Origin of the sequence: Burkholderia semiarida (assembly GCF_029268935.1) — a bacterium.
Classification (GTDB): domain Bacteria; phylum Pseudomonadota; class Gammaproteobacteria; order Burkholderiales; family Burkholderiaceae; genus Burkholderia; species Burkholderia semiarida.
Map to the genome: position 1 here is coordinate 1,563,763 of NZ_JAHLCL010000007.1, position 24,404 is coordinate 1,588,166.

The 24,404-nt window shown below is 66.0% G+C and carries 26 protein-coding genes and 1 tRNA gene; 20 read left to right on the forward strand and 7 right to left on the reverse strand.

The window, feature by feature from the left end; translation table 11 throughout:
- Positions 1-190: 190 nt before the first annotated feature.
- Both KPB06_RS20220 and KPB06_RS20225 read left to right on the forward strand, forming a co-directional pair.
- Positions 191-802 carry a chromate transporter gene (locus KPB06_RS20220; RefSeq protein WP_124658303.1) on the forward strand — a complete coding sequence of 204 codons (612 nt, stop codon included), beginning with the start codon at positions 191-193 and terminating at the stop codon, positions 800-802.
- Entirely contained in the window at positions 799-1,341 is a 543-nt protein-coding gene (locus tag KPB06_RS20225) for a chromate transporter (protein WP_124658302.1), read from the forward strand. Before KPB06_RS20220 ends, KPB06_RS20225 begins: the two co-directional genes overlap by 4 nt.
- Before the next feature lie 145 nt (positions 1,342-1,486).
- Here the strand turns inward: KPB06_RS20225 and KPB06_RS20230 are convergent, their stop codons facing one another.
- The 4 genes from KPB06_RS20230 to KPB06_RS20245 all read right to left on the reverse strand — a co-directional run bounded on the left by KPB06_RS20230 (position 1,487) and on the right by KPB06_RS20245 (position 5,172).
- Entirely contained in the window at positions 1,487-2,665 is a 1,179-nt protein-coding gene (locus KPB06_RS20230; RefSeq protein ID WP_275906253.1) for a mandelate racemase/muconate lactonizing enzyme family protein, read from the reverse strand.
- Positions 2,666-3,010: 345 nt separating this feature from the next.
- On the reverse strand, positions 3,011-3,355 hold the full coding sequence (locus KPB06_RS20235; RefSeq protein WP_059448122.1) for a cupin domain-containing protein: 345 nt from the start codon (positions 3,353-3,355) through the stop codon (positions 3,011-3,013).
- A 336-nt stretch (positions 3,356-3,691) separates the two neighbouring features.
- Positions 3,692-4,768 (reverse strand): Imm71 family immunity protein, encoded by a 1,077-nt coding sequence (locus KPB06_RS20240; protein ID WP_275906254.1) that lies wholly within the window; start codon positions 4,766-4,768, stop codon positions 3,692-3,694.
- Positions 4,769-4,950: 182 nt separating this feature from the next.
- Positions 4,951-5,172 carry a hypothetical protein gene (locus KPB06_RS20245; protein ID WP_257219975.1) on the reverse strand — a complete coding sequence of 74 codons (222 nt, stop codon included), beginning with the start codon at positions 5,170-5,172 and terminating at the stop codon, positions 4,951-4,953.
- A 317-nt stretch (positions 5,173-5,489) separates the two neighbouring features.
- Here KPB06_RS20245 and KPB06_RS20250 point away from each other — a divergent pair, with 317 nt between their 5' ends.
- From KPB06_RS20250 to trmB, 3 genes are all read left to right on the forward strand, one after another.
- Entirely contained in the window at positions 5,490-7,334 is a 1,845-nt protein-coding gene (locus KPB06_RS20250) for a DUF262 domain-containing protein (RefSeq protein ID WP_099316146.1), read from the forward strand.
- Between the two features lie 108 nt (positions 7,335-7,442).
- Positions 7,443-7,517: transfer RNA gene (locus KPB06_RS20255), tRNA-Gly, on the forward strand.
- A gap of 138 nt (positions 7,518-7,655) precedes the next feature.
- The gene (trmB, locus tag KPB06_RS20260) at positions 7,656-8,432 is read left to right on the forward strand and encodes a tRNA (guanosine(46)-N7)-methyltransferase TrmB (RefSeq protein WP_275906255.1); all 777 of its coding nucleotides are present in this window, start codon (positions 7,656-7,658) and stop codon (positions 8,430-8,432) included.
- A 93-nt stretch (positions 8,433-8,525) separates the two neighbouring features.
- Here the strand turns inward: trmB and KPB06_RS20265 are convergent, their stop codons facing one another.
- The 3 genes from KPB06_RS20265 to KPB06_RS20275 form a co-directional block, all read right to left on the reverse strand.
- Entirely contained in the window at positions 8,526-9,356 is an 831-nt protein-coding gene (locus tag KPB06_RS20265; protein WP_059574167.1) for an undecaprenyl-diphosphate phosphatase, read from the reverse strand.
- 79 nt (positions 9,357-9,435) lie between these two features.
- Complete coding sequence (locus KPB06_RS20270; RefSeq protein ID WP_275906256.1) at positions 9,436-10,017, reverse strand: DUF1439 domain-containing protein; 582 nt, start codon at positions 10,015-10,017, stop codon at positions 9,436-9,438.
- Entirely contained in the window at positions 10,014-10,331 is a 318-nt protein-coding gene (locus KPB06_RS20275; RefSeq protein ID WP_027783753.1) for a YkgJ family cysteine cluster protein, read from the reverse strand. Before KPB06_RS20275 ends, KPB06_RS20270 begins: the two co-directional genes overlap by 4 nt.
- 172 nt (positions 10,332-10,503) lie before the next feature.
- On the opposite strand from KPB06_RS20275, the gene hemN reads away from it, so the two are divergent.
- From hemN to KPB06_RS20350, 15 genes are all read left to right on the forward strand, one after another.
- Positions 10,504-11,895: an oxygen-independent coproporphyrinogen III oxidase gene (gene hemN / locus KPB06_RS20280; protein WP_275906257.1), complete on the forward strand. Its 1,392-nt coding sequence runs from the start codon at positions 10,504-10,506 to the stop codon at positions 11,893-11,895.
- A gap of 95 nt (positions 11,896-11,990) precedes the next feature.
- On the forward strand, positions 11,991-12,248 hold the full coding sequence (locus KPB06_RS20285) for a hypothetical protein (protein WP_275906258.1): 258 nt from the start codon (positions 11,991-11,993) through the stop codon (positions 12,246-12,248).
- Between the two features lie 104 nt (positions 12,249-12,352).
- Positions 12,353-13,009 carry a protein-L-isoaspartate O-methyltransferase family protein gene (locus tag KPB06_RS20290; protein ID WP_275906259.1) on the forward strand — a complete coding sequence of 219 codons (657 nt, stop codon included), beginning with the start codon at positions 12,353-12,355 and terminating at the stop codon, positions 13,007-13,009.
- A 14-nt stretch (positions 13,010-13,023) separates the two neighbouring features.
- Positions 13,024-13,347 (forward strand): rhodanese-like domain-containing protein, encoded by a 324-nt coding sequence (locus KPB06_RS20295; RefSeq protein WP_006488544.1) that lies wholly within the window; start codon positions 13,024-13,026, stop codon positions 13,345-13,347.
- A 354-nt stretch (positions 13,348-13,701) separates the two neighbouring features.
- A complete protein-coding gene (gene urtA / locus KPB06_RS20300) occupies positions 13,702-15,009 on the forward strand; it encodes an urea ABC transporter substrate-binding protein (protein ID WP_059574171.1) in 1,308 nt (435 codons plus the stop codon).
- Between the two features lie 139 nt (positions 15,010-15,148).
- Positions 15,149-16,768, forward strand: coding sequence for an urea ABC transporter permease subunit UrtB (gene urtB / locus KPB06_RS20305; protein ID WP_124859606.1), 1,620 nt, complete (start codon positions 15,149-15,151; stop codon positions 16,766-16,768).
- A 1-nt stretch (position 16,769) separates the two neighbouring features.
- Entirely contained in the window at positions 16,770-17,954 is a 1,185-nt protein-coding gene (urtC, locus tag KPB06_RS20310; protein ID WP_059574173.1) for an urea ABC transporter permease subunit UrtC, read from the forward strand.
- Positions 17,951-18,808: an urea ABC transporter ATP-binding protein UrtD gene (gene urtD / locus KPB06_RS20315; RefSeq protein ID WP_059574174.1), complete on the forward strand. Its 858-nt coding sequence runs from the start codon at positions 17,951-17,953 to the stop codon at positions 18,806-18,808. The genes urtC and urtD overlap by 4 nt, the downstream gene beginning before the upstream one ends.
- Before the next feature lie 4 nt (positions 18,809-18,812).
- Positions 18,813-19,505, forward strand: a complete 693-nt coding sequence (gene urtE, locus KPB06_RS20320) for an urea ABC transporter ATP-binding subunit UrtE (RefSeq protein WP_059574175.1) — start codon at positions 18,813-18,815, stop codon at positions 19,503-19,505.
- Between the two features lie 114 nt (positions 19,506-19,619).
- Positions 19,620-20,495 carry an urease accessory protein UreD gene (locus KPB06_RS20325; protein WP_275906260.1) on the forward strand — a complete coding sequence of 292 codons (876 nt, stop codon included), beginning with the start codon at positions 19,620-19,622 and terminating at the stop codon, positions 20,493-20,495.
- Positions 20,496-20,731: 236 nt separating this feature from the next.
- The gene (gene ureA, locus KPB06_RS20330) at positions 20,732-21,034 is read left to right on the forward strand and encodes an urease subunit gamma (RefSeq protein ID WP_006406310.1); all 303 of its coding nucleotides are present in this window, start codon (positions 20,732-20,734) and stop codon (positions 21,032-21,034) included.
- A gap of 17 nt (positions 21,035-21,051) precedes the next feature.
- Positions 21,052-21,357 (forward strand): urease subunit beta, encoded by a 306-nt coding sequence (locus tag KPB06_RS20335; RefSeq protein WP_059641908.1) that lies wholly within the window; start codon positions 21,052-21,054, stop codon positions 21,355-21,357.
- 29 nt (positions 21,358-21,386) lie between these two features.
- Positions 21,387-23,093 carry an urease subunit alpha gene (gene ureC, locus KPB06_RS20340; protein WP_006491061.1) on the forward strand — a complete coding sequence of 569 codons (1,707 nt, stop codon included), beginning with the start codon at positions 21,387-21,389 and terminating at the stop codon, positions 23,091-23,093.
- 18 nt (positions 23,094-23,111) lie between these two features.
- Complete coding sequence (ureE, locus tag KPB06_RS20345) at positions 23,112-23,726, forward strand: urease accessory protein UreE (RefSeq protein WP_275906261.1); 615 nt, start codon at positions 23,112-23,114, stop codon at positions 23,724-23,726.
- Positions 23,713-24,393: an urease accessory protein UreF gene (locus tag KPB06_RS20350; protein ID WP_275906262.1), complete on the forward strand. Its 681-nt coding sequence runs from the start codon at positions 23,713-23,715 to the stop codon at positions 24,391-24,393. Before ureE ends, KPB06_RS20350 begins: the two co-directional genes overlap by 14 nt.
- The last annotated feature ends 11 nt before the right edge of the window (positions 24,394-24,404 follow it).

Sequence of the window (24,404 nt, forward strand, 5' to 3'; positions counted from 1 at the left end):
CGCGATCATACGCCGGTTCGGGCGTCGCGCCGCATCGGCAACGCAACTGCGTGGCGTATTGCGCGGCGCGTTCGTACGCGTCAAATCGGGCGCGGGTTGCACCGCCCTGCGCCGAACCCCGTGTCAGCGTGCTGACAGGCAGCGCTTGATAACATGGGCGATCGCCTGATCGCCCCGCGCCACCCGCCCGATGCCCTCGCCCTCCGCCATGACTCCCACTGCACCGCCCGCGGGCGACACACCGCCGCCGGGCGCCCTCGCGCTGTTCATCGCATTCGCGCAGATCGGCCTGACCAGCTTCGGCGGCGGGCTCAGCGGGCGGATGCTGCGCGACTTCGTGCACGAGCGGCGCTGGCTCGACGAAGACGCGTTCCTCAACGGTCTCGCGCTGTCGCAGGCGTTGCCGGGCGTCAACGTGAAGAACCTCGCGATCTGGATCGGCTACCGGCTCGCCGGATGGCGCGGCGCGGTGGCCGGCTTCACCGGCATCATCGCGCCGTCGGCCGTGCTGATCGTGCTGTTCGGCATCGCGTTCTCGACCCTCACGCGCTTCCCGCTCGCGCACGTCGCGCTCGCCGGCGCGGCGGCCGCGGCGATCGGGCTGTCGATCTCGATGGCGATCACCGCGGTGCGCCGGCTGCCGCGCCGCGTGCTGCCGTTCGCGGTGACGACGCTCACGTTCGTGTCGGTCGCCGTGCTGCACTGGCCGCTCGTATGGACCGTGCTGATCGGCGGCACGCTGAGCGTCGCGCTCGAATACCGCCGTGCGGCCGCCGCGCCGGTCGGGAGCGACGCACGATGAACGCATCGGCGCGCTACGCGGCCCTGTTCGGCGTATTCGCGCCGCTGTCGATCGCGACGATCGGCGGCGGGCAGGCGGTCATCGCGGACATCCAGCGGCAAGTCGTCGATGTCCATCACTGGATGAGCGCCACGCAATTCGTGAACGACTTCGCGATCGCGCGGATGGCGCCGGGCCCCGGCTCGTTGCTGGCGACGCTGATCGGCTGGCAGGTGGCCGGCTTCTGGGGCGCGGTGATCGCGACGCTCGCGCTGTTCGGCCCGACCGCGTTCCTGATCTACGGCGTCGCGCATCTATGGCGGCGACACCGGGGCGCGCGCTGGCAGATCGCGCTCGAAACCGGCCTGCGCCCCGTCGCGGCCGGCATGATCGTCGCGTCGGTATGGGTGCTGCTGCGGACGCTCGACGGCGGCTGGGCCGCCCGCGCGATCGCGGCGGCGTCGACGTTGTGCGTGATCTACACGCGTGTTCATGCGCTGCTGCTGATCGCGATCGGCGCGCTGCTGCTCGTCGGCGTGCATGCGCTCGGCGGCGTGTGACGCGGCGCTATCGCCTTTACATAGCGACATCACCCCGGGCGCCCACCCGTCCTGACGCCTGAACGGCGCGAAACACCGGCGCGCTCGGACAGCAGCCTGAGCGAGCAGGGAATGCCCGCGGTACGCGATCGACGCGCTGTAGGCGTCAGCGGCCCGCTATCGGCGCCGATTCCGATACCGCGCGAAGTACGTCGTGCGCGTGGGTATGCAACTCGAATCCGATACCCGGCGCCTGCGGCACGCGCGCGTATCCCGCATCGACGATTTCGCCATCGGCGAGCCCGCTGAACGGATGGAATGCGAACGGGCTGACTTCCGCACCGCCGAGCCCGAGCGCCGCGACGACGTGCAGCGAGAACAGATGGCCGCCGTGCGGCCAGAACGCATCGCGCCGCCAGCCGCGCGACACGAAGTGATCGACGATCTGCAGATAGCCCAGCAGCCCGTAGCTGTGCACGGGATCGAACACCAGCACGTCGCGGTCGTTGCGCAAGCCGCCGTAGCGGTCGAGCAGCTTCGCTTCCGCGAGCGAGAACAGCGCTTCGCCGGCCGCAATCGGCGATGCGTATCGCGTGGCGACGTCTGCTTGAAGCGGCAGATCGAGCGGGTCGCAGATATCCTCGAACCACCAAAGGTCGAACGGCGCGAGCATCTCGGCCGCGTCGTGGGCGGTCGTCGCGTCGTACGTGTTCATCGCGTCGACCGCGAGATGCGAAGGGCCTGCCAACTGCGCGGCAGCGGCGTCGATGCGGCGCCGGTCCTGATCGAAATCCACCCCGCCGATCTTGATCTTCGCGTGCGTGTAGCCGAGATCGGCGATCCGGCGCATCTCGTCCGACAGGCGCGCGAGGTCGTCGTGCGGATAGCGGTAGCCGCCGCCCGCGTACACGCGCACGCGTGGTGCTGCCGTGCGTTGTAGACGATCGGCGAGAAAGCGATGCAGCGGCAGCTCGGCGATCTTCGCGGCGGCGTCCCAGATCGCCATGTCGAGCGTGCCAACCGCGACGCAGCGTTCACCGTGCCCGCCCGGCTTCTCGCCGGCCATCATCGCGCGCCATGCGCGGAACGGGTCGAGGTTCGCACCAGCTTCGTCGGCGAGCGTATCGGCAGCAGCCAGCAGACGCGGCGCGAACCGTTCTCGGATCAGGCCGCTCTGCGCAAAACGGCCGATCGACGCGTAGCCGTAGCCCGTCACCGGTCGGCCGTCGCGCACGACGTCGGTGACGACCGCGACGATGCTCGTGGTCAGGCCGCCCGAAGGAATCGCCGGATCGGCATAGCGGGATACGGGAATCGCGCGTTCGTGGACCGCGGTGATGCGCATGGTCGGGGCTCCGGAGGGACGTCCGGCGCGGGCGCAAGCTTCGCGCGCAGCAGCGGAAATGATGGACGGATCGCTGCATCTTAGGGGTTTGCGTGACAGCGTGCAGGACGGGCGGCGAGCGTCATCGCGCCGTCATCAGACAACCGCGCGTCGCCTTCATCACGTGTTGCAGCCGGAAAGCAGAACGCCGAGCGTATAACCACGCTCGGCGCACTGTTTCCGAACCTGGGCGACGTTGATCGAGGCGGAATTCTCGTTCGCCACTCCTGGCTTCGGGGACCGGGACAAGATAAGGCGATGAGAATAGCCCGCGCCGGGAGAATCGACCGGCCCGCTCAGACAAACTCAGGCGAATACGAAGTACTTGCGCACCGTCTCGACCACTTCCCACGTCCCCTTCATGCCGGGTTCGATCACGAACACGTCGCCGGCTTTCAGGTGCACCGGCTCCTCGCCTTCCGGCGTGATGATGCAGTAGCCATCGAGGAAGTGGCAGTACTCCCATTTTTCGTAATTCACCTCGAACTTGCCCGGCGTGCAGATCCAGGTACCCATGATCTTGCTCCCGTCCTTCGAGACGTACGCGTTGAGGTTCACGGTGTGCGGATCGCCGCCGATGCGCTTCCACTTGGTCGCGTCAACGACAGGCGTCGGGCAGGTTTTGCGCAGAACGGTGATGAAATCGGACATGTCGGCTCCAGACTGACGATCGTATGAAAGACCTGTCACGTTAGTTCGAAAGCTTTACCCGGGCTTGTATGCTTCCGACGCCGACTCGTCTATTTTCGACATTGGCTGGCGGGCCGCCTCACGTTGCAGTCGACGTGCTCGCATAGCGCCATTCGTTCGCTGTCGAGATGCTGGGCTCGTACCCTCTACGCGTATGAACAGAAGCACGGCACATCGAAAACCACACAAACCATCTGCCCTGCTGCGTGGCTTGACGCCCGAGTTAGAGTTGCTGCGGCCAACGACGCAACACCCCTTCGTCGGGGCCGATCGACGTGCTCTTGTTCCAATCGCGATTCAATTGTTCGGCTGAGGGTCCGAGTAATGCCAAATGACCATTCCCCATGCCGTGCGTTGAGGTCCTGGCATAGGCGTTCCGGCCTCGACATAAACCGAATCTTTCACGGCAGGACTTTGCCAATAGCCGGCGCGCGGACAAGGCTCCCCGGGCAGGACACGTAGCCTTGGTTGCGCAGCAGGCTTGGGGAGGTAGGTCTCCTCCTCTGCCGGGATGCTGCCGTCCCGATAACGCTTGTCTTCCCACAATAGCCGCCAGCGCACCACATGTTCGTCGTTGGTACCTTCCAACAGGTACTTGTGGGCGATACTGCCCTTGAGGAAGTAACTCGGACATCCAACCTTGCCAGCCGGAAACCATGGTTCCCAGATACCCTCGACAGGAATCTCCTGATCGCTGCAAACCTCGCCGCTTGCGGATTCGTTCTTGGGCGGACAGGGAGGAAGCGATGCGGGATAGGTACGACCGGGTGGCCAATATCGCCAAGCAGGAAATAACGGATCCTGGAACAACGATTCATACGTCCAATGCTTGAACACACGAGTACCGCCGTCGGCACGCTTGCCATAGGTAAGGTATTCGGAAAAATCGAGCCCGACAGTACACTTGAGCGCCTGACAGCTCAACTCTTCAATCCACGCCCCTTCCGCATACCCCGTTGCATATTCGAAATCCGAAAACCTCGTATCCCTCACGCCAAGCGCGTGGAAAAACGGATCATATGTTCGACCGACCTCGTGCGCACTCCGCCCGAACAAAAGGTCCCCGCCCTTCTCGCTACCCGTTATGAGCGCATCGTAAGCCGAGCGCTTGTCGGCACCTTGCCGCAATGTCTCAATGCCTTGATCCATCCTCACCAACGCATTCAGGAAATCGCTGACATACGCTGCCTCCGATTCCTCCTGATTTGGGCTCGGCGTGTCCAATTGCTTGGCATACGCGTGAAGAAAGTCCCTGTACAGACTAACTGCATGGTCCAGGAACGTAACGCTTGTCCATTTCTTGAGCAGGTAAAATGCTTTGGCACGCGCATCCAGCTCCTGCTCAGGCGTCATGGTCAAAGTATTCAGCATCATTGGTTCTGTTCTTCCGTCGATTGTTTTCCGCCATTGGCGATGGCTCGCCGCGCATAGCCTTCCTGTCTGATCTTGTCCGATCGCTCACGCTCGGCCAGCATGAGCGCTCGCGCGGTTGCTTGATCGGGTAGCTTAACGTCGATCCAATGCGTCCGAAGTGCCTTGAGCTGCCCGTTCGCGAGCTACGCTTCTATCCATTTTTTCACGGGCGCATTAAACGAGTGCTCAAAGTCCACGAAGAATTGAAGATCGCCTCCGACCAGCAAACGCATGGTGGCAACTTCTTTTTCGTTGTCCCATTGCTCGGCAATCCGCCCCTTCCACCCGACACTGCCAGCGACGCCACCGCTCCAGCGTCGAGTGATGCCAGCCGCCAAATCCTTCCGCTTGCCATCCGCCAGCAAACCCCTGTAGAACTATCCGTTCTGCGGGCGTCGTATAATGGCCAACACCTCAGCTTCCCAAGCCCCGGCGCGTTAATCAGAGTCACTGTCTACGCGCATTCTCACGTCATAATTTCTCCCAGCTCCACGAAGAACCACTGTTCATGCGCGCTTCGCTGCGATGCCAGTTTTCACCCGGCGCCAACTGCAAGAAGCTGACGATATAGCCGCCGCTCCCTGATGACACTCCTCAGTTGAAGCATCGACAAAACTCGCATCGGTGGAGTCTGCGCACGCAAGGAATGCGGTACAGTTAGGTTCCAATCAGGGACCGAGCGATGAGAGAGATTCAGGCGAAAACGCGCAGCGTGCGCGAACTGCTGAGCGATACCAAATACGGCATCGACTATTACCAGCGTGAGTACAAGTGGCAGCCCAAGCAGATCGTCGAACTGGTCTCCGACCTCACCTCAGCATTCCTCGAAGAGTACCAACCACAGCACGAGCGCAAGGACGTAGCCTCTTACGGCCACTACTTCCTGGGCTCCATCGTCATCAGCCAGCCGGACGATAAAAAGCAGATCGTCGATGGTCAGCAGCGGCTGACCAGCCTCACGCTGCTGCTGATCTACCTACACAGCATCCAGAAAGACCGGACGGATGCAGTTTCGGTCGAGAAGATGATCTTCTCCGACGAGTACGGCGAGAAGTCTTTCAATCTCGATATTCCCGAACGCAACGAGTGCATGAACGCGCTGTTCGACGGCGAGCCATATGATTCCATCGATCAGGTCGAATCGATACGGAACCTGATCGGACGCTACAACGACATCGTTGACGCATTTCCCGACGAGATTGCTACCGGTAAGGCACTACCTTACTTCGTCGATTGGCTCCGTAACAAAACGCAATTGGTCGAGATCACGGCATACGCCGATGCTGACGCCTACACGATCTTCGAGACCATGAATGACCGAGGGCTGTCGCTATCGAATACGGACATGCTCAAGGGCTACCTGCTCGCAAGCATCACCGACACAGCAAAGCGCGCTGAGGCCAATAAGGAAATTAAGAACTGGTTGCTCGCCTTTGCCAAGCATGACAGCGACGGGGAAACTAAAGAAAGCGAAGCAGACTTCTTCAAGGCCTGGCTGCGAGCGAAGTATGCGCAGGGCATCCGTGAACGAAAGAAAGGCGCAAAACCGGAAGACTTCGACCTGATCGGCACGGAATATCATCGCTGGGTTCGCGACCGGGACGATCTAATCGGCCTCAATACCAGTGACGATTTCAGCCGCTGGGTGCGTCAGGACCTCCGATTCTTCGCTCGCATCTACCTGAATGTGTTGGAAGCATCCACGACTTTGACGCCGGGACTGGAATCCATCCGTTTCAACGCTGACCACGGCTTTACTCAGCAATTTCAAGTCCTGCTTGCCCCACTGCTACCGACCGATGACGAAGTCACGGTGAAGGCAAAGCTCAAACTGACGGCAGACTACCTTGATTGCTGGCTCAATCGCCGGCTTTGGAATTTTAAATCGATTGACTACTCGACCCTGCAATACGCCACCTTCTTGCTGACCAAGGATCTGCGCAATTTGCCGTTAGACGTGCTGCGCGACAAATTGATCACGAGATTGACCTTGGAAGAACTCGAACTGCCATTGGACGATCAACCTTACCTCAACAATTGGAATGCCAAGAGTCTGCATCGCCAGTTGGCTCGATTCACGCACTGGATAGAAGAGCAAAGCGGGCAGCCGGGGAGATACCATGAATACATCGTTCGCTCGGGCAAGAATGCCCACGAGATCGAACACCTGTGGGCCAACCATTTCGAGCGTCACACCGATGAATTCACTCATGCCCAAGACTTTTCCGCACATCGCAACAAGGTCGGAGGACTCGTGCTGCTGCCGAAGAAGATCAACGCGAGCCTGAACGACAAGCCGTATAGCGACAAGCTAGAGCATTACCGGAGCGAGAACCTACTCGCCAGATCGCTACACCCCTTGTGCTACGTTCACAACCCAGGATTCGTAAGGCTGAAGGCGGAGACCGGTTTGCCGTTCAATCCGTTCAACGAATTCAAGAAGGCAGACTTCGACAAGCGCTTCAGCCTCTACAAGGGGATTGCAGAACGGCTGTGGTCAACCAACCGATTGAAGGAGGGAGCCTGATAACGATCGAGACACCGCTCGATCATCAAGCCATGCCAGTTTCGATGCCAGCGGCCAAAACGCCCCGCTTGCCATCCCCACCCAACTCCCTGTAGAATTACGCGTTCTGCGGGCGTCGTATAATGGCCATTACCTCAGCTTCCCAAGCTGATGACGTGGGTTCGATTCCCATCGCCCGCTCCACTTTCCGGCTGCCCTGCAGCCTGCGCATGAGCCGCCTCTTCCCTCGTCGAAGGCGGCTTTTTTGTACCATGCGCTGAATCGCCCGGCAGCACTGCTGCGCAACGGGCTCTCGCCCGAACCGAGCCTTTCTCTGTACCGATGATGCACAACGATCCGAACGAAGCCGGCCTGCCGCCGCACGACGACGCCATTCCCGACGAGGCCGACCAAGCCGCCGAAGGCGCCGACGAAGCTAACCCGCTGCATCGCCGCCGCATCCGCAGCTTCGTGACGCGCGCCGGCCGCGTATCGACCGGCCAGCGCCGCGCGATCGAGGAGTTCGGCCCGCGCTTCGTCGTCCCGTATGCGCCGGCGCTGCCCGACTGGAACGCGATCTTCGGCCGCACTGCACCGCGCATCCTCGAGATCGGTTTCGGGATGGGCGCATCGACCGCGGAAATCGCCGCGCACCGCCCGGGCGACGATTTCCTCGGCGTCGAGGTGCACGAGCCGGGTGTCGGTGCGCTGCTGAAGCTGATCGGCGAGCAGGATCTGACGAACATCCGCATCATCCAGCACGACGCGGTCGAGGTGCTCGAGCACATGATCGCGCCGGAAAGCCTCGACGGCGTGCACATCTTCTTCCCCGATCCGTGGCACAAGGCGCGTCACCACAAGCGCCGGCTGATCCAGCCGCCGCTCGTCGCGCATCTCGCGTCGCGCCTGAAGCCCGGCGCGTACCTGCACTGCGCGACCGACTGGCAGAACTACGCGGAGCAGATGCTGGAAGTGCTCGGCGCGGAACCGACGCTCGAGAACACGGCCGCCGACTACGCGCCGCGCCCTGACTACCGCCCGGTGACGAAGTTCGAACGGCGCGGGCTGCGGCTCGGCCACGGCGTGTGGGACCTGGTGTTCCGCAAGCGCGCAGGCTGAGCGCCCCGCCCCGCGCAAAATAGAAAAAGCCCGACCGGCGTCTCGCGCCGGTCGGGCTTTTTTATCGAAGGCGCACCGGCCTTCGCATTCGCCTCACGACCAGTTCAGCCAGCCGCTGTAACCGACCAGCAGCACGAACAGCCCGAACGCGATCCGGTACCACGCGAACACCGTGAAATCGTGCGTCGCGACGTAGCGCAGCAGCCAGCGCACGCACACGAACGCGCTGACGAATGCCGACACGAGCCCGAGCGCGAACAGCCCGAGCGAATCGACGGTGAACGCCTGCCAGTCCTTCACGGTTTCATAGAGCGTCGCGCCGAAGATGATCGGAATCGCGAGGAAAAACGAGAATTCGGTGGCCACGCGGCGGTCGAGGCCGAACAGCATCCCGCCGATGATCGTCGAGCCCGAGCGCGACATGCCGGGCACCAGCGCGAAGCACTGCGCGAGTCCGACCTTGAATGCGTCGAGCGGCGTCAGCGCATCGACCGACATCACGCGCGGCGGCTGGCCGCGTTCGCGCTGCCGCGCCTCGGCCCACAGGATGATCGCACCGCCGACGACGAGCGCGAACGCGACGGGCACCGGCGAGAACAGCACGGCCTTGATCTTCTTCTCGAGCAGGAGGCCGAGCGCGATCGCGGGAATCGTCGCGATCACGACGTTCAGCGTGAAGCGCCGCGCGTCGGGCCGGCTCGGCAGCCCGGACACGACGGACACGATCCGCTGCCGGTATTCCCAGCAGACCGCGAGGATCGCGCCGAACTGGATCACGACGTCGAACGTCTTCGCGTGCGAATCGTTGAAATTCAGGAAGCTGCCCGCGACGATCAGGTGACCGGTACTCGACACCGGCAGGAATTCCGTCAGCCCCTCGACGACGCCGAGGATCAATGCCTTGCAGATCAGGATCCAGTCCATCCGTGGCCCAACTCCGAAATGGTCGAAAGAAAAGGCCACTCTTGCGCGCGCGGCCCGCCCGGCCGTGCGCGCCCCGTCGTCACTTTTCGACGATCGCCACGCGTATGCCGTTTGTAAGGATCGTAATTGTACCGGGTTCGTAGTTCACCCCGGCAAATTGCAATTGTTCCGGCTTGAACGTGTAGATCGGGTAGTTGGTCAGCAACTGCGTCGCAAGCAGCCCGGCGGCCGCGCCCACCTGCTGCGCGTACATCTGCGCGTCGCCGTCGAGCACGAGGCTGTCGACGGCCGGCGCCCTCAGCACCACCGAGCGGCTCGGCGCGTCGTACGCGAGCTGGCCCGACACGGTGAACTTGCCGCTGACGGGCGCGCGCAGGAACGGGCTCGCGAAATGGGCGTCGAGCTGCACGGCGATGCGGTTCTGGTCGGGCAGCAGGCTGACGGCCGGGTTCGCGAGCGACACGTCGACGACCTGCGCGACCGTCTTCTGGTAAGGAAACTTGCGCGCGACGGCCTTCTGCACGTCGCCGCGCGAAAACGTGTAGTGATCGGGGATGAACGGGAACGTCGACGCGCACGCGGCAAGCGATACGCACACGCCGACGGCGCCGATGGCGGCAGCGAGAAAACGGCGCCGGCCGGGCGCGCGAGGGACGGTCATGCTGAACTCTCTCCTGGATGCGCCGGCCGCGTCGCGGCCTCGAGGCGCGTAAGCCACGCGAGCGCGTCGTCGCGCGACGCGCCGCACATGTCGGCGGACGGCTGCAGCCCGGAGCAGCACGCGGGGCGCTCGGGCCGGCCGAAGATCATGCAGCGCAGGTCGTCGCCGAGCTGCACGCAGCGCACGCCGGCCGGCTTGCCGTCGGGCATGCCCGGAATCGGGCTGGAAATCGACGGCGCGATGCAGCACGCGCCGCAGCCCTCGCGGCACGCGTGCGGCGGCGGGACTTCGGCGGGCGCCGGGCGGACAGGCATTTCGACGGACACTCGGCTCTCTCGACGAACAACGAAAAACGGTGCGGCAACCGGACGCGGTATCCGGCAGCCCTACCCCGCATTGTGCCATCGCCGGCTGCGACGTTATTACACAATGCAGGCCGCGCGCGCGTTCATATACTCGAAAGCATCTAAAAAGCGCGAGACCGTCATGCATTCTGGTTCTGACGACACGATGTTCCGTCCCGATTTGCTCACGAAATACGGCGCGAACGGGCCGCGCTATACGTCGTACCCCACCGCGCTGCAATTCCGCGACGACTTCGATCCGGCCGACTACGTGCGCGCGGCCGGCGACCCCGGCGCGTCGTCGAGCGACCTGTCGCTGTACTTCCACATCCCGTTCTGCAACACCGCGTGCTTCTACTGCGGCTGCAACAAGATCGCGACCAACAACCGCCGCCGCGCGCGCCCGTATCTCGACCAGCTCAAGCGCGAAATGGCGCTGCAGGCCGCGCTGTTCGATCCGTCCCGCCCCGTCACGCAGCTGCACTGGGGCGGCGGTACGCCGACCTTCCTGTCCGACGACGAAACGGCCGAGCTGATGGCCGCCACGCGCGAGCATTTCGCGCTCGCGGCGGACGCCGACGCCGAGTTCTCGATCGAGATCGATCCGCGCACGGTCACGCCGGCCACGCTCGTCCACCTGCGCACGATCGGCTTCAACCGGCTGAGCCTCGGCGTGCAGGATTTCGACCCGGCCGTGCAGCAAGCGATCAACCGCGTCCAGCCGCGCGCGATGACGGCCGACCTGCTCGCCGCCGCGCGGGCGACGGGCTTCCATTCGGTGAGCGTCGACCTGATCTACGGGCTGCCGCACCAGACGGTCGCGGTGTTCGCACGCACGCTGGAGACGATCATCGAGCTCGCGCCCGATCGCCTGTCGGTGTTCGGCTACGCGCACATGCCGCACCTGTTCAAGATGCAGCGGCAGATCGACGATGCAACGCTGCCGCCGCCGGAGACGCGCATCGCGCTGCTCGGCCTCGCGATCGACATGCTGACGTCGGCCGGCTACGTGTACATCGGGATGGACCACTTCGCGCGGCCGTCCGACGAACTGGTGCGCGCGCAGCGCAACGGCACGCTGCAACGCAATTTCCAGGGCTACAGCACGCGCGCGGATACCGACCTGATCGGCTTCGGCGTGTCGTCGATCGGCAAGGTCGGCGACGTCTACGCGCAGAACGCGAAGGATCTGCCCGCGTACGGCGCCGCGCTCGACGCGGGCCGGCTGCCGATCGCGCGCGGCGTACGGCTCACGCCCGACGACCGGCTGCGCCGCGACGTGATCACGCAGCTGATGTGCAATCTGGAACTGCCGTTCTCGCATGTCGAGGCCGCGCACGGCATCCGCTTCGCCGATCATTTCGCGCGCGAGCTCGACGCGCTGCGCCCGTTCGAGCGCGACGGGCTGCTGACGATCGCGCGCGACCGGCTGACGATCCACCCGGCCGGCCGGATGGTCGTGCGCAACATCGCGATGGCGTTCGACGCGTATCTCGGCCAGACGCCGCGGCAGCGCTACTCGCGCACGGTTTAGGGCCGTTCGCGCGGGCCATGGGGCGGGCGCCGGCCGCACGCGAGCGGCCGGTTTGATAGAGTGTGAGGCTTACATCCGCTTCGCCAGCCCCCAAGATGCGCACCACCAAAGCGACCCACGCGGTCGAACGCCTGAAAACCCGCTCCGGCAACCCGCAATTCGCGGCCGTCGCGATGGCGGGCGGCCTGTTCTATCTCGTCGACCGCGCGGGCGGCACCGCCGAAAAGCGCTGCGAGCCGCTGCCGCTCGACGAATTCGTCAACTTCGTCGACGCATTTGGCCCCCAAAAGCCGCGCAAGGCGAGCAAGCTCGACCTCGCATTCGAGGCGCAGATCAAGAAGAGCAAGGGGTAAAGGTCTGTTGCAGGCCGCCTGAAGGCTTCGCGGCCGCGCCGTTTGGTACAATCACGAAGTTTCTCTATCCCCGCTGATAGCCGACCAGGCTGCGTGACCACACCATGAATATCGAAAACGCGCGTTTCAACATGATCGAACAGCAGATCCGTCCGTGGGACGTGCTGGATCTGGATGTCCTGGGCCTGCTGTCGATCGTCAAGCGTGAGAACTACGTTCCGGCCCAATACCGCGATCTCGCGTTCGCCGATCTCGAACTGCCGCTGCCGGGCGGCACCAGCAAGATGCTGTTCCCGCGCGTCGAAGCACGCGTGCTGCAGGAGCTGGCGGTCAAGAAGCACGAGAACGTGCTCGTGATCGGCGCGGGCTCGGGTTACCTGGCCGCGCTGTTCGCGCATCGCGCGCAGCACGTGACGGCCGTCGAGATCGATCCGGCGATCGCGAAGTTCGCGGCGGACAACCTGCGCAACGACGGCGTGACCAACGCCGAAGTGGTGCTTGGCGACGGTTCGCGCGGCTGGGCCGCGAAGGCGCCGTACGACGTGATCTGCGTCGCGGGCGGCCTGCCGGTCGTGCCGCAGGACATGCTCGAACAGCTGAAGATCGGCGGCCGCCTGTCGGCGTTCGTCGGCGGCCGTCCGGTGATGAAGGCGCAGATCATCACGCGCATCGACGACAAGCAGTACCGCGTCGCCGACGTGTTCGAAACCTACATCGACCACCTCGTCAACGCGATCGAGCCGTCGCGCTTCAAGTTCTGAGCGGCGGAGCCTCCATGCAGATCCTGACGCCCGCGATGCTCGCGGAATGGCTCGGCGACACGGCGCGCCCCGCGCCGGTCGTGCTCGACGTGCGCGAGCCGTGGGAAATCGCGACCGCGCAGATCGCCGGCAGCGTGTCGATTCCGATGCAGCAGATTCCCGCGCGCAGCGAGGAGCTCGACGACGAAGCGGAAATCGTCTGCGTGTGCCATCACGGGATGCGCAGCGCGCAGGTCGCGATGTTCCTCGAATCGCGCGGCTTCACGAAGCTGTACAACCTGCAAGGCGGAATCGACGCGTGGTCGCGCGACGTCGACCCGTCCGTGCCGCGCTACTGACCGATCCTTCCGGCCGCGCATCGCGCGCCGCCGCGCCGCCCGGCACCCTGCCGCCGGCCGCACCGATCCGCCGAACGGGCGCGCACCGCGCGCCCGTTTCTCATTCCCCTTCCGTTCCGACATTTCCCCGCGCCGCGACGCCGCGACACCTTCGTGCACCATTTGCGCCCGCGCGCCTGCACCGCAACGGACCGCGCATGCTGCACGACGCGTCATCCGCACCGCGTCGATGCCCGCCGATGGCCCGCACAGGCACGCCGGGCGTGCATCGGCGCGACTGGCACATGCCTTGCGTTACACGATGGCCGGCGCCGCCACGGCGCACGCGCATCCAACACGACAAAGGGGATCTCGATGAAACGTCGCAGTCTGTTGAAGTTCGGTTCGATGGCCGGCGCGCTCGCGCTGGCGGGCAAGAGCCCGTTCGCGCACGCAGCCGACGCGGGCACCGGCCCGATCAAGGTCGGCATCCTGCATTCGCTGTCGGGCACGATGGCGATCTCGGAGACGTCGCTGAAGGACACCGCGCTGATGACGATCGCCGACATCAACAAGAGCGGCGGCGTGCTGGGCCGCAAGCTCGAACCGGTGGTGGTCGATCCCGCGTCGAACTGGCCGCTGTTCGCCGAGAAGGCGCGCCAGTTGCTGACGCAGGACAAGGTCGCGTGCGTGTTCGGCTGCTGGACGTCGGTGTCCCGCAAATCCGTGCTGCCGGTATTCGAAGAGCTGAACGGGCTGCTCTACTACCCGGTGCAGTATGAAGGCGAGGAAATGTCGCGCAACGTGTTCTACACGGGCGCCGCGCCGAACCAGCAGGCCATTCCGGCCGTCGAGTACCTGATGAGCGCGGAAGGCGGCGGCGCGAAGCGCTTCTTCCTGCTCGGCACCGACTACGTGTATCCGCGCACGACCAACAAGATCCTGCGCGCGTTCCTGAAATCGAAAGGCGTGAAGGACGCCGACATTCAGGAGGTCTACACGCCGTTCGGCCACAGCGATTACCAGACCATCGTCGCGAACATCAAGACCTTCTCGCAAGGCGGCAAGACGACCGTGGTCTCGACGATCAACGGCGATTCCAACGTGCCGTTCTACAAGGAACTGGGCAACCAGGGGATCAAGGCGACCGACGTGCCGGTCGTCGCATTCTCGGTCGGCGAGGAGGAGCTGCGCGGGATCGACACGAAGCCGCTCGTCGGCCACCTCGCCGCGTGGAACTACTTCATGTCGGTGAAGAACCCGACCAACACCAAGTTCAAGGACCAGTTCGCCGCGTGGGTGAAGGCGAACAACCTGCCGGGCGGTGCGAAGCGCGTGACCAACGATCCGATGGAAGCGACCTACGTCGGCATCCACATGTGGAAGCAGGCCGTCGAGAAGGCGAAGAGCACCGACGTCGACAAGGTGCGCGTCGCGATGATCGGCCAGACGGTGGCCGCGCCGTCGGGCTTCACGCTCGCGATGGACGGCAACCACCACCTGCACAAGCCGGTGATGATCGGCGAGATCCGCGGCGACGGGCAGTTCAACGTCGTGTGGAAGACGAAGACGGCCGTGCGCGCGCAGCCGTGGAGCCCGTTCATCGCGGGTAACCAGAACAAGCCGGACGTCGTCAGCTCGATTCCGGCGTTCCTGCGCCGGCAGCGCGCGGCGCTGGCGTGACGCCGGGCGGCGCGTCGGGCCTTGCGCGCGACGTGCCGCTCGCCCGCCCGCCGTCGATGCGCCGGCCGCGCTTGCCGTGACGAACCGCGCGCGCCGGCGCAGCGCCGCTCCGATTCCCCTCGCCCGACAGGACTTCCCGATGCCTACACGCTTTCGCCGAGCCGCCCGCGCGATCGCGGCATGCGCCGCCCTCGCGAGCCTGCTGCCGCACGCCGCGTTCGCGCTGACGGCGGCCGACACCGCCGCGCTCGCCGGCGACGACTTCGACGCGAAGACGGCCGCGATCGAGCGGCTCGCCACCGATACCGATCCGCGCGCGGTGGCGATCCTCAACGCGCTGTCGAGCGGCGATGCGCTCGCGACCGGCGACGGCCGGCTGCTGATCCAGTCCGGCGACACCGCGCACGACGCGCTCACGCAGGCCGCGACGCCGGCCGGCGACGCGCAGCCGGTGATGCTGAACAACCTGCTGCGCACGAAGATCGCCGGCGCGCTGTCGGGCCTCGCGCTCGCGTCGCCCGACGTCGCCGCGCGGCGTGATGCGATCGACGCGCTGCTGAAGTCGCCCGACCCCGCGCTCAAGCCGATGATCGACCGCGCCCGCGCGAAGGAAACCGATCCGGCATTGAAACGGCGCCTCGACGCATTGTGGGCGATCGCCGCGCTGCACGACGCCGATCCGGCGAAGCGCCTCGAAGCCGTGCAGGTGGTGGCCGCGCGCCAGGATCTCGACATGATCGAACAACTGCGCCCGCTCGTCGCGAAGAACGCGGACGGCAGCTACGCGGAACCCGACGCGCGCGTGCGCGAGGCCGCGCAGCAAGGGCTCGATACGTTGCACGCGCTGCAGCGCCGCGGCGAAATTGTCGGCACGCTGTTCGCCGGCCTGTCGCTCGGCAGCGTGCTGCTGCTCGCCGCGCTCGGCCTCGCGATCACGTACGGGCTGATCGGCGTGATCAACATGGCGCACGGCGAATTCCTGATGATCGGTGCGTACGCAACCTATGTCGTGCAGACGCTGATCCAGCGCTACGCGCCCGGCGCATTCGACTGGTATCCGCTCGTCGCCGTGCCGGTATCGTTCGCGGCGGCCGCGCTCGTCGGCATCGTGCTCGAACGGCTGGTGCTGCGGCACCTGTACGGCCGCCCGCTCGAGACGCTGCTCGCGACGTTCGGCGTGAGCCTGATCCTGATCCAGGCGACGCGCATGCTGTTCGGCGCGCAGAACGTCCAGGTCGTGAACCCGTCGTGGATGAGCGGCGGCGTGACCGTGATGCAGAACCTGATCCTGCCGTTCAACCGGCTCGCCATCCTCGCGTTCGCGCTCGCGGTGGTGTTCGTCGCGTGGGCCGTGCTGACGAAGACGCGGCTCGGCCTGTTCGTGCGCGCGGTCACGCAGAACCGGCGAATGGCCGCCTGCGTCGGCGTGAAGACCGCACGCGTCGACGCGTATGCGTTCGCGTTCGGCGCGGGCATCGCGGGCCTCGGCGGCTGCGCGCTGTCGCAGATCGGCAACGTGGGCCCCGATCTCGGCCAGAACTACATCATCGATTCGTTCATGGCGGTCGTGCTCGGCGGCGTCGGCCAGATCGCCGGCACCGTGCTCGGCGGCTTCGGGCTCGGCCTCGTCAGCAAGGCCATCGAGCCGTTCTGGGGCGCCGTGCTCGCGAAGATCGCGGTGCTCGTGATGATCGTGCTGTTCATCCAGAAACGCCCGCAGGGCATGTTCGCCCCGAAGGGCCGCAGCGCGGAGGCTTGACGTGACTTCATTCACCGATTCGATATCGAACCCGGTCGCCGATACGCCGAAGCCCGCCGCCGGCACGCGCGCGGACGGCTTCGCGCTCGGCCTGCCGCCCCGCCCCGCGCTGCTGTCGCGCCGCGCATGGCTCGCGCTCGTCGCGCTGTGCGTGGCGATCGGCATCGGCGTGCCGCTCGCCGCGCTCGTCGCGCCGGAAGCCAGCGCGTTCCATCTGTCCGCGTACGCGATGACGCTCGCCGGCAAGCTGATGTGCTACGCGATCGCCGCGCTCGCGCTCGATCTCGTATGGGGCTACTGCGGGATCCTGAGCCTCGGCCATGGATTGTTCTTCGCGCTGGGCGGCTATGCGATCGGCATGTACCTGATGCGCGAGATCGGCCGCGACGGCAAGTACGGCAGCGACCTGCCCGACTTCATGGTGTTTCTCGACTGGCATCAGTTGCCGTGGTACTGGAGCGGCACGCAGCATCTGGCGTGGGCGCTCGCGCTGGTCGTGCTCGTGCCGGCCGTGCTCGCATGGGTGTTCGGCTTCTTCACGTTCCGCTCGCGCGTGAAAGGCGTGTACCTGTCGATCATCACGCAGGCGCTGACGTTCGCCGCGATGCTGCTGTTCTTTCGCAACGAGACGGGCTTCGGCGGCAACAACGGCTTCACCGACTTCAAGCGCATCGCCGGCTTCGCGATCACGTCGCCGGGCACGCGCACCGTGCTGTTGCTGCTGACCTTCGCGACGCTCGTGCTCGCGTTCATCGTCGCGCGTGCGGTCGTCACGAGCAAGCTCGGGCGCGTGGTGACCGCGGTGCGCGACGGCGAGACGCGGCTGATGTTCCTCGGCTACAGCCCACTCGCGTACAAACTGTTCGTGTGGACGCTATCGGCCGTGCTGTGCGGCATCGCAGGCGCCTTGTACGTGCCGCAGGTCGGCATCATCAATCCCGGCGAGATGTCGCCCGGCAACTCGATCGAAATGGCGATCTGGGTCGCGGTCGGTGGGCGCGGCACGCTGATCGGGCCGATCGTCGGCGCGTTCGCGGTGAACGGCGCGAAGAGTTTCTTCACCGCGTACTTCGCCGAATACTGGCTGTTCTTTCTCGGCCTGATCTTCGTGCTCGTGCCGCTCTTGCTGCCGCGCGGGATCATGGGCCTCGTCGACACGCTGCTCGCGAAGGGGAAACGCGCATGAACGGCACGGCTCTCTATCAGTTCACGCCGCCGCCCGAAGACGAGCTGCTCGCCGTCAGCGGCAGCGCGTCGATGGGGCGCGTCGTGCCGCCCGGCATCGACACGTCGCACGGCACGATCCTCTATCTCGAGGATATCGAGGTGAGCTTCGACGGTTTTCGCGCGCTGAAGAAGCTGTCGCTCGCGATCGACGCGGGCGAGCTGCGCTGCGTGATCGGCCCGAATGGCGCGGGCAAGACGACGATGATGGACGTGATCACCGGCAAGACGCGGCCCGACGCAGGCAAGGTGTTTCTCGGCCAGACGATCGACCTCGCGCGGTTGAACGAACCCGAGATCGCGCGCGCGGGGATCGGCCGCAAGTTCCAGAAGCCGACCGTGTTCGAACAGCACCCGGTGTGGGAAAACCTCGAACTCGCGATGCAGACCGACAAGGGCTGGCTCGCGTCGCTGCGCGCGCGGCTCGACCGCACCGCGCAGGCGAAGATCGAGGAGACGCTCGCGCTGATCGGCCTCGAAAGCGATGCGTATCGCGCGGCCGGCGAACTGTCGCACGGGCAGAAGCAGCGGCTCGAAATTGGCATGCTGCTGATGCAGCGTCCCGCGCTGCTGCTGCTCGACGAGCCGGCGGCCGGGATGACCGACCACGAGACGATGGAGCTCGCCGAGCTGCTGAACACGCTGCGCGGCACCTGCTCGATGATGGTCGTCGAGCACGACATGGAATTCGTCGCGGCGCTCGCGGGCGACACGGGGCGCGTGACGGTGATGGCCGAAGGCGCGGTGCTCGCGCACGGCACGCTCGACCAGGTCAAGCGCGACGAAGCGGTGATCGAGTCTTACCTCGGACGATGATGCGATGCTGAAAATCGAAGCGCTGAACCAGTACTACGGCGGCAGCCATATCCTGCGCAACGTGAACCTCGTCGCCGACGACGGCAAGCTCACCGTGCTGCTTGGCCGCAACGGCGTCGGCAAGAGCACGCTGCTGCGCTGCCTGATGGGCGTCGTCGCCGCGAAAAGCGGCAGCGTGTCGTGGCGCGGCGCCGCGCTCGGCGCGTTGCCGCCGTATGCGCGTGTGGCGGCCGGGCTCGCTTACGTGCCGCAGGGCCGCGACATCTTTCCGCGGCTCACCGTCGAGGAAAACCTGCTCGTCGGCGCGGCGAGCCGCAAGGCGCCGTCGAAAGTGCCCGATCGTATCTACGAACTGTTTCCGGTGCTGAAGGACATGCGCGCACGGCGCGGCGGCGACCTGTCGGGCGGCCAGCAGCAGCAGCTCGCGATCGGCCGCGCGCTGATGAGCGAGCCGCAATTGCTGATCCTCGACGAGCCGACCGAAGGCATCCAGCCGTCGATCATCCAGGACATCGGGCGCACGCTGCGCCAGCTCGTCGACGAATCGAGGATGACCGTGCTGCTCGTCGAACAGTATTACGATTTCGCGCGCTCGATCGCGGACCATTACTGGGTGATGAGCCGCGGCGAGATCGTCGCGGGTGGTGACGCGCGGGATATGGAGACGAATGGGGTGCGGGAATTGATCGCGGTGTAGTGACGGCTTGGACGAATGCCGAGAGGCGACAAGAATTTCATTAAAATGGTCTTCTTCAACGCTCGCTGAAACCGAGCATTTCAGTGAAAGTCTTAGCCTCTCCACGTCCAATAGATGTCCGCCCCCGACTCCCACGCCCCGCTGTCCCGCCCCGCCGTCGCCAAGTCGTGGCGCGGCCGTCTCGAACTCGGCTTCGAGCGGCACGGTGCGCGCACGACGCTCGCGCACCGGCTGCACGACGGCCCGCTGCGCGTGCAGCGGCCGCTGTACCCGGAAGGCGACGCGATCTGCCATGCGGTGATCGTGCACCCACCAGGCGGCGTCGCGGGCGGCGACCGGCTCGACATCGACATCGCGCTCGGCGACGGCACGCACGCGGTGCTGACGACGCCCGGCGCGACCAAGTGGTACAAGTCCAACGGCCTCGATGCGACGCAGCGCATCGGCATCGCGGTCGGCGCCCACGCGAAGCTCGACTGGCTGCCGCAGAACAACCTGTTCTTTGACGCGGCGCACGCCGCGCTCGACTTCACGGTGACGCTCGGCGCAGGCGCGAGCGCGATCGGCTGGGACGCGACGCAGCTCGGCCGGCAGGCGGCCGGCGAAACCTGGTCGGCAGGACGCATCGCGTCGACCTCGGCGCTCGTCGATGCCGACGGCCGGCCGCTGTGGACCGAGCGCGCGCTGCTCGATGCACGCGACCCGCTGCGCGGCGCGCCGCAGGGCCTCGCCGGCTTTCCCGCCTACGGCACGCTGTGGGCGGCCGGCGCCGCGTGCGACGCCGCGCTCGCCGAAACGCTCGCCGCCAGGATGCCGTTCGACGATACGCTGCGCGCGGGCGCCACTTGCGTAACGCCCGGCGTCGTGCTGGTGCGCGCGCTGGCGACGTCGATGGAAGCGCTGCAGCGCCACTTCACCGACTGCTGGCTGCAGTTGCGGCCGATCGTGCACGGCATCGACGCGCGGCCGCTGCGTCTCTGGCAAACCTGAACGCGCGCGCATCGCGCACCGTTTCGGCGCAATGCCGCGACACACGGCGCACACTCTTCACGCATCGCGCACCACGAAAGAGCATGACGGCGCGCCGGATGCACATGGCACGCCCCTTGCTGCTTACATAAGCGATACACGACGCACGCCAAACAGCGCGGTGCTACGATGATCCGCTCGCCTGCCCGATCGCGTGCGCACCGATAAAAATTACGTTTTCCTGAACGCCTGCCTTCATGAAACTGACTCCCCGCGAAAAGGACAAGCTGCTGATCTTCACGGCGGCGCTGCTCGCCGAACGCCGCCGTGCGCGCGGCCTGAAGCTCAACTATCCGGAGGCGGTGGCCTTCATCACCGCGGCGTTGATGGAAGCCGCACGCGACGGCAAGACGGTCGCCGAAGTCATGCACTACGGCACGACGCTGCTCACGCGCGACGACGTGATGGACGGCGTGCCGGAAATGATTCCCGACATCCAGGTCGAAGCGACCTTCCCCGACGGCACGAAGCTGGTGACCGTCCATCATCCGATTCCGTGACCAAGGTGGTACCGCGCATGATCCCCGGCGAAATCCTCACCGACGACGGCGAACACGAACTGAACGCGGGCCGTGCGACGCTGACGCTCGCTGTCGCGAACACCGGCGATCGGCCGGTGCAGGTCGGCTCGCACTACCACTTCTTCGAAGTCAACGATGCACTGTCGTTCGACCGCGCGGCCGCGCGCGGCTTCCGGCTCAACATCGCGGCCGGCACGGCCGTGCGCTTCGAGCCGGGCCAGACGCGCACCGTCGAGCTCGTCGCCCTCGCGGGCGAGCGCGCCGTCTACGGTTTTCAGGGCAAGGTGATGGGGCCGCTGTAAGCCGCGCCCCGCTCTTCAGGAACAACAACATGACACTACGCTTGAGCCGCCGCGCGTACGCGGAAATGTTCGGGCCGACGACGGGCGACCGCGTGCGGCTCGCCGATACCGAACTGCTGATCGAGATCGAACGCGACTTCACGACCTACGGCGAGGAAGTGAAATTCGGCGGCGGGAAGGTGATCCGCGACGGGATGGGCCAGTCGCAGCGCGTGGCCGCCGACGTGCCCGATACCGTCATCACGAACGCGGTGATCCTCGATCACTGGGGCATCGTGAAGGCCGACATCGCGATCAAGCACGGCCGCATCGCGGCGATCGGCAAGGCCGGCAACCCCGACATCCAGCCGGGCGTGACGATCGCGATCGGCGCGGCCACCGAAGTGATCGCCGGCGAAGGGCTGATCGTGACGGCGGGCGGCATCGACACGCACATTCACTTCATCAGCCCGCAGCAGATCGACGAAGCGCTCGCGTCGGGCGTCACGACGATGCTCGGCGGCGGCACCGGGCCGGCCACCGGCACCAACGCGACGACCTGCACGCCGGGCCCGTGGCACATGGAGCGGATGCTGCAGGCGGCCGACGGCTGGCCGATCAACCTCGGCTTTCTCGGCAAGGGCAACGCAAGCCTGCCGCAGCCGCTCGTCGAGCAGATCGCGGCCGGCGCGATCGGCCTGAAGCTGCACGAGGACTGGGGCACGACGCCCGCCGCGATCGACAACTGCCTGTCGGTGGCCGACGACACCGACACGCAGGTCGCGATCCACACCGACACGCTGAACGAAGCCGGCTTCGTCGAATCGACGGTCGCCGCGTTCAAGGGCCGCACGATCCACACGTACCACACCGAAGGCGCGGGCGGCGGCCATGCGCCCGACATCCTGAAGGTGTGCGGCGAGATGAACGTGCTGCCGTCGTCGACCAATCCGACGCGCCCGTACACGATCAACACGCTCGACGAGCACCTCGACATGCTGATGGTGTGCCATCACCTCGATCCGTCGATCGCCGAGGATCTCGCGTTCGCCGAATCGCGCATTCGCCGCGAGACGATCGCTGCCGAGGACATCCTGCACGATCTCGGCGCGCTGTCGATGCTGTCGTCCGATTCGCAGGCGATGGGCCGCGTCGGCGAAGTGATCATCCGCACGTGGCAGACCGCGCACAAGATGAAGGTGCAGCGCGGCGCGCTGCCGGAGGACACCGCGCGCAACGACAACTTCCGCGCGAAGCGCTATGTCGCGAAGTACACGATCAACCCCGCGCTCACGCACGGGATCGCGCATGAAGTCGGCTCGATCGAGCCCGGCAAGTGGGCCGACCTCGTGCTGTGGGAACCGGCGTTCTTCGGGATCAAGCCGTCGATGATCCTGAAGGGCGGGATGATCGCGCTCGCGCAGATGGGCGACCCGAACGCGTCGATCCCGACGCCGCAGCCGGTCCACTATCGCGAGATGTTCGCGACGCGCGGCGGCGCGCTCGCGCGCACGTCGCTGACCTTCGTGTCGCAGATGGCCGCCGACGCGGGCATCGCGGAGCGCTACGGCCTCGCGAAGCGGATCGTGCCGGTGCGCAACTGCCGCAACGTGACGAAGGCCGACATGATCCACAACGCATGGCGCCCGTCGATCAGCGTCGATCCGGAAACCTACGACGTGATCGCCGACGGCCAGTTGCTCACCTGCGAACCGGCGACGGTGCTGCCGATGGCGCAGCGCTATTTCCTGTTCTGATTCGGAATCCCCAGTTTCATGCGCACCCTCGACAAACGCATTGCCCCGAACGTGAAACTCGCCGCGTCGCTCGTCGCGCGCGCGCCGACGCTCACGCTCGCCTATGACGCCCGCTGCAAGAGCCGCCTCGCGGCGACGCTCGACACCGGCGAGGACGTCGCGGTCCTGCTGCCGCGCGGCACCGTGCTGCGCGACGGCGACGTGCTCGTCGCCGACGACGGCGCGCTCGTGCGCATCGCCGCTGCCGCCGAAACCGTGCTGCTCGTACGCGCGGCCGACCCGCTCACGCTGATGCGCGCCGCCTACCATCTCGGCAACCGTCACACACCGGTCGAGATCGGCGACGGCTACCTGAAGCTCGAGGCCGATCCCGTGCTCGCGGACATGCTGCGCCGGCTCGGCACGCAGGTCGAGGAAACGCACGCACCGTTCCAGCCGGAAGCCGGCGCGTACGGCGGCGGCCACAAGCACGGACACGACGCGACGTTCGCCGAGGATTACGCGCTCGCGCAGCAGGTGTTCGGCGAACACCACGGGCATTCGCATTCGCACGATCACGGTCACGATCACGATCACGGCCATCAGCATGGTCCCGGCTGCACGCACGGCCACCACGGTCATGACCACCACTGAACTCGTCGCGCTGCTGCACCTCGCGTCGCCCGCACTACCGATCGGCGCGTACAGCTATTCGCAGGGCCTTGAAGCCGCGCTCGACGCGAACCTGATCCGCGACGCCGATTCCGCGCGCGACTGGATCGCGAGCGGCCTGACCGACGTGCTCGCGCACGGCGAATTGCCGTTCCTCGCCCACCAGCTCGCCCGCTGGCAGGCGCACGACACGCACGCGCTCGCCGCCGAAAACGCGTGGTTCGTCGCGAGCCGGGAATCGGCCGAACTGCGCCGCGAAACCGAACAGATGGGCTGGTCGCTCGCGCAGCTGTGCGCGTCGCTCGAATGGGGCGACGCCGCACGCCGCGCGACGCTCGCGTCGATCGCGCCGATCGCGCTGCCGACCGCGTTCGCATACGCGGCCGCCACACACGACGCGAGCGCCGACGCGACGCTCGCCGCGTACGCATTCGGCTGGGTCGAGAACCAGACGTCCGCCGCGCTGAAGGCCGTGCCGCTCGGCCAGCTCGCCGGGCAACGCATCATCGTCGCACTGCGCGGCGCGATCGACGCGGCCGTGCGCCGCGCGCTCGCGACGCCGCCCGACGCCGTCAACACGTTCGCGCCGCAGCTCGGCATCCTGTCCGCGCGGCACGAAACCCAGTACTCGCGGTTGTTCCGCTCCTGAACCTCTTCGCC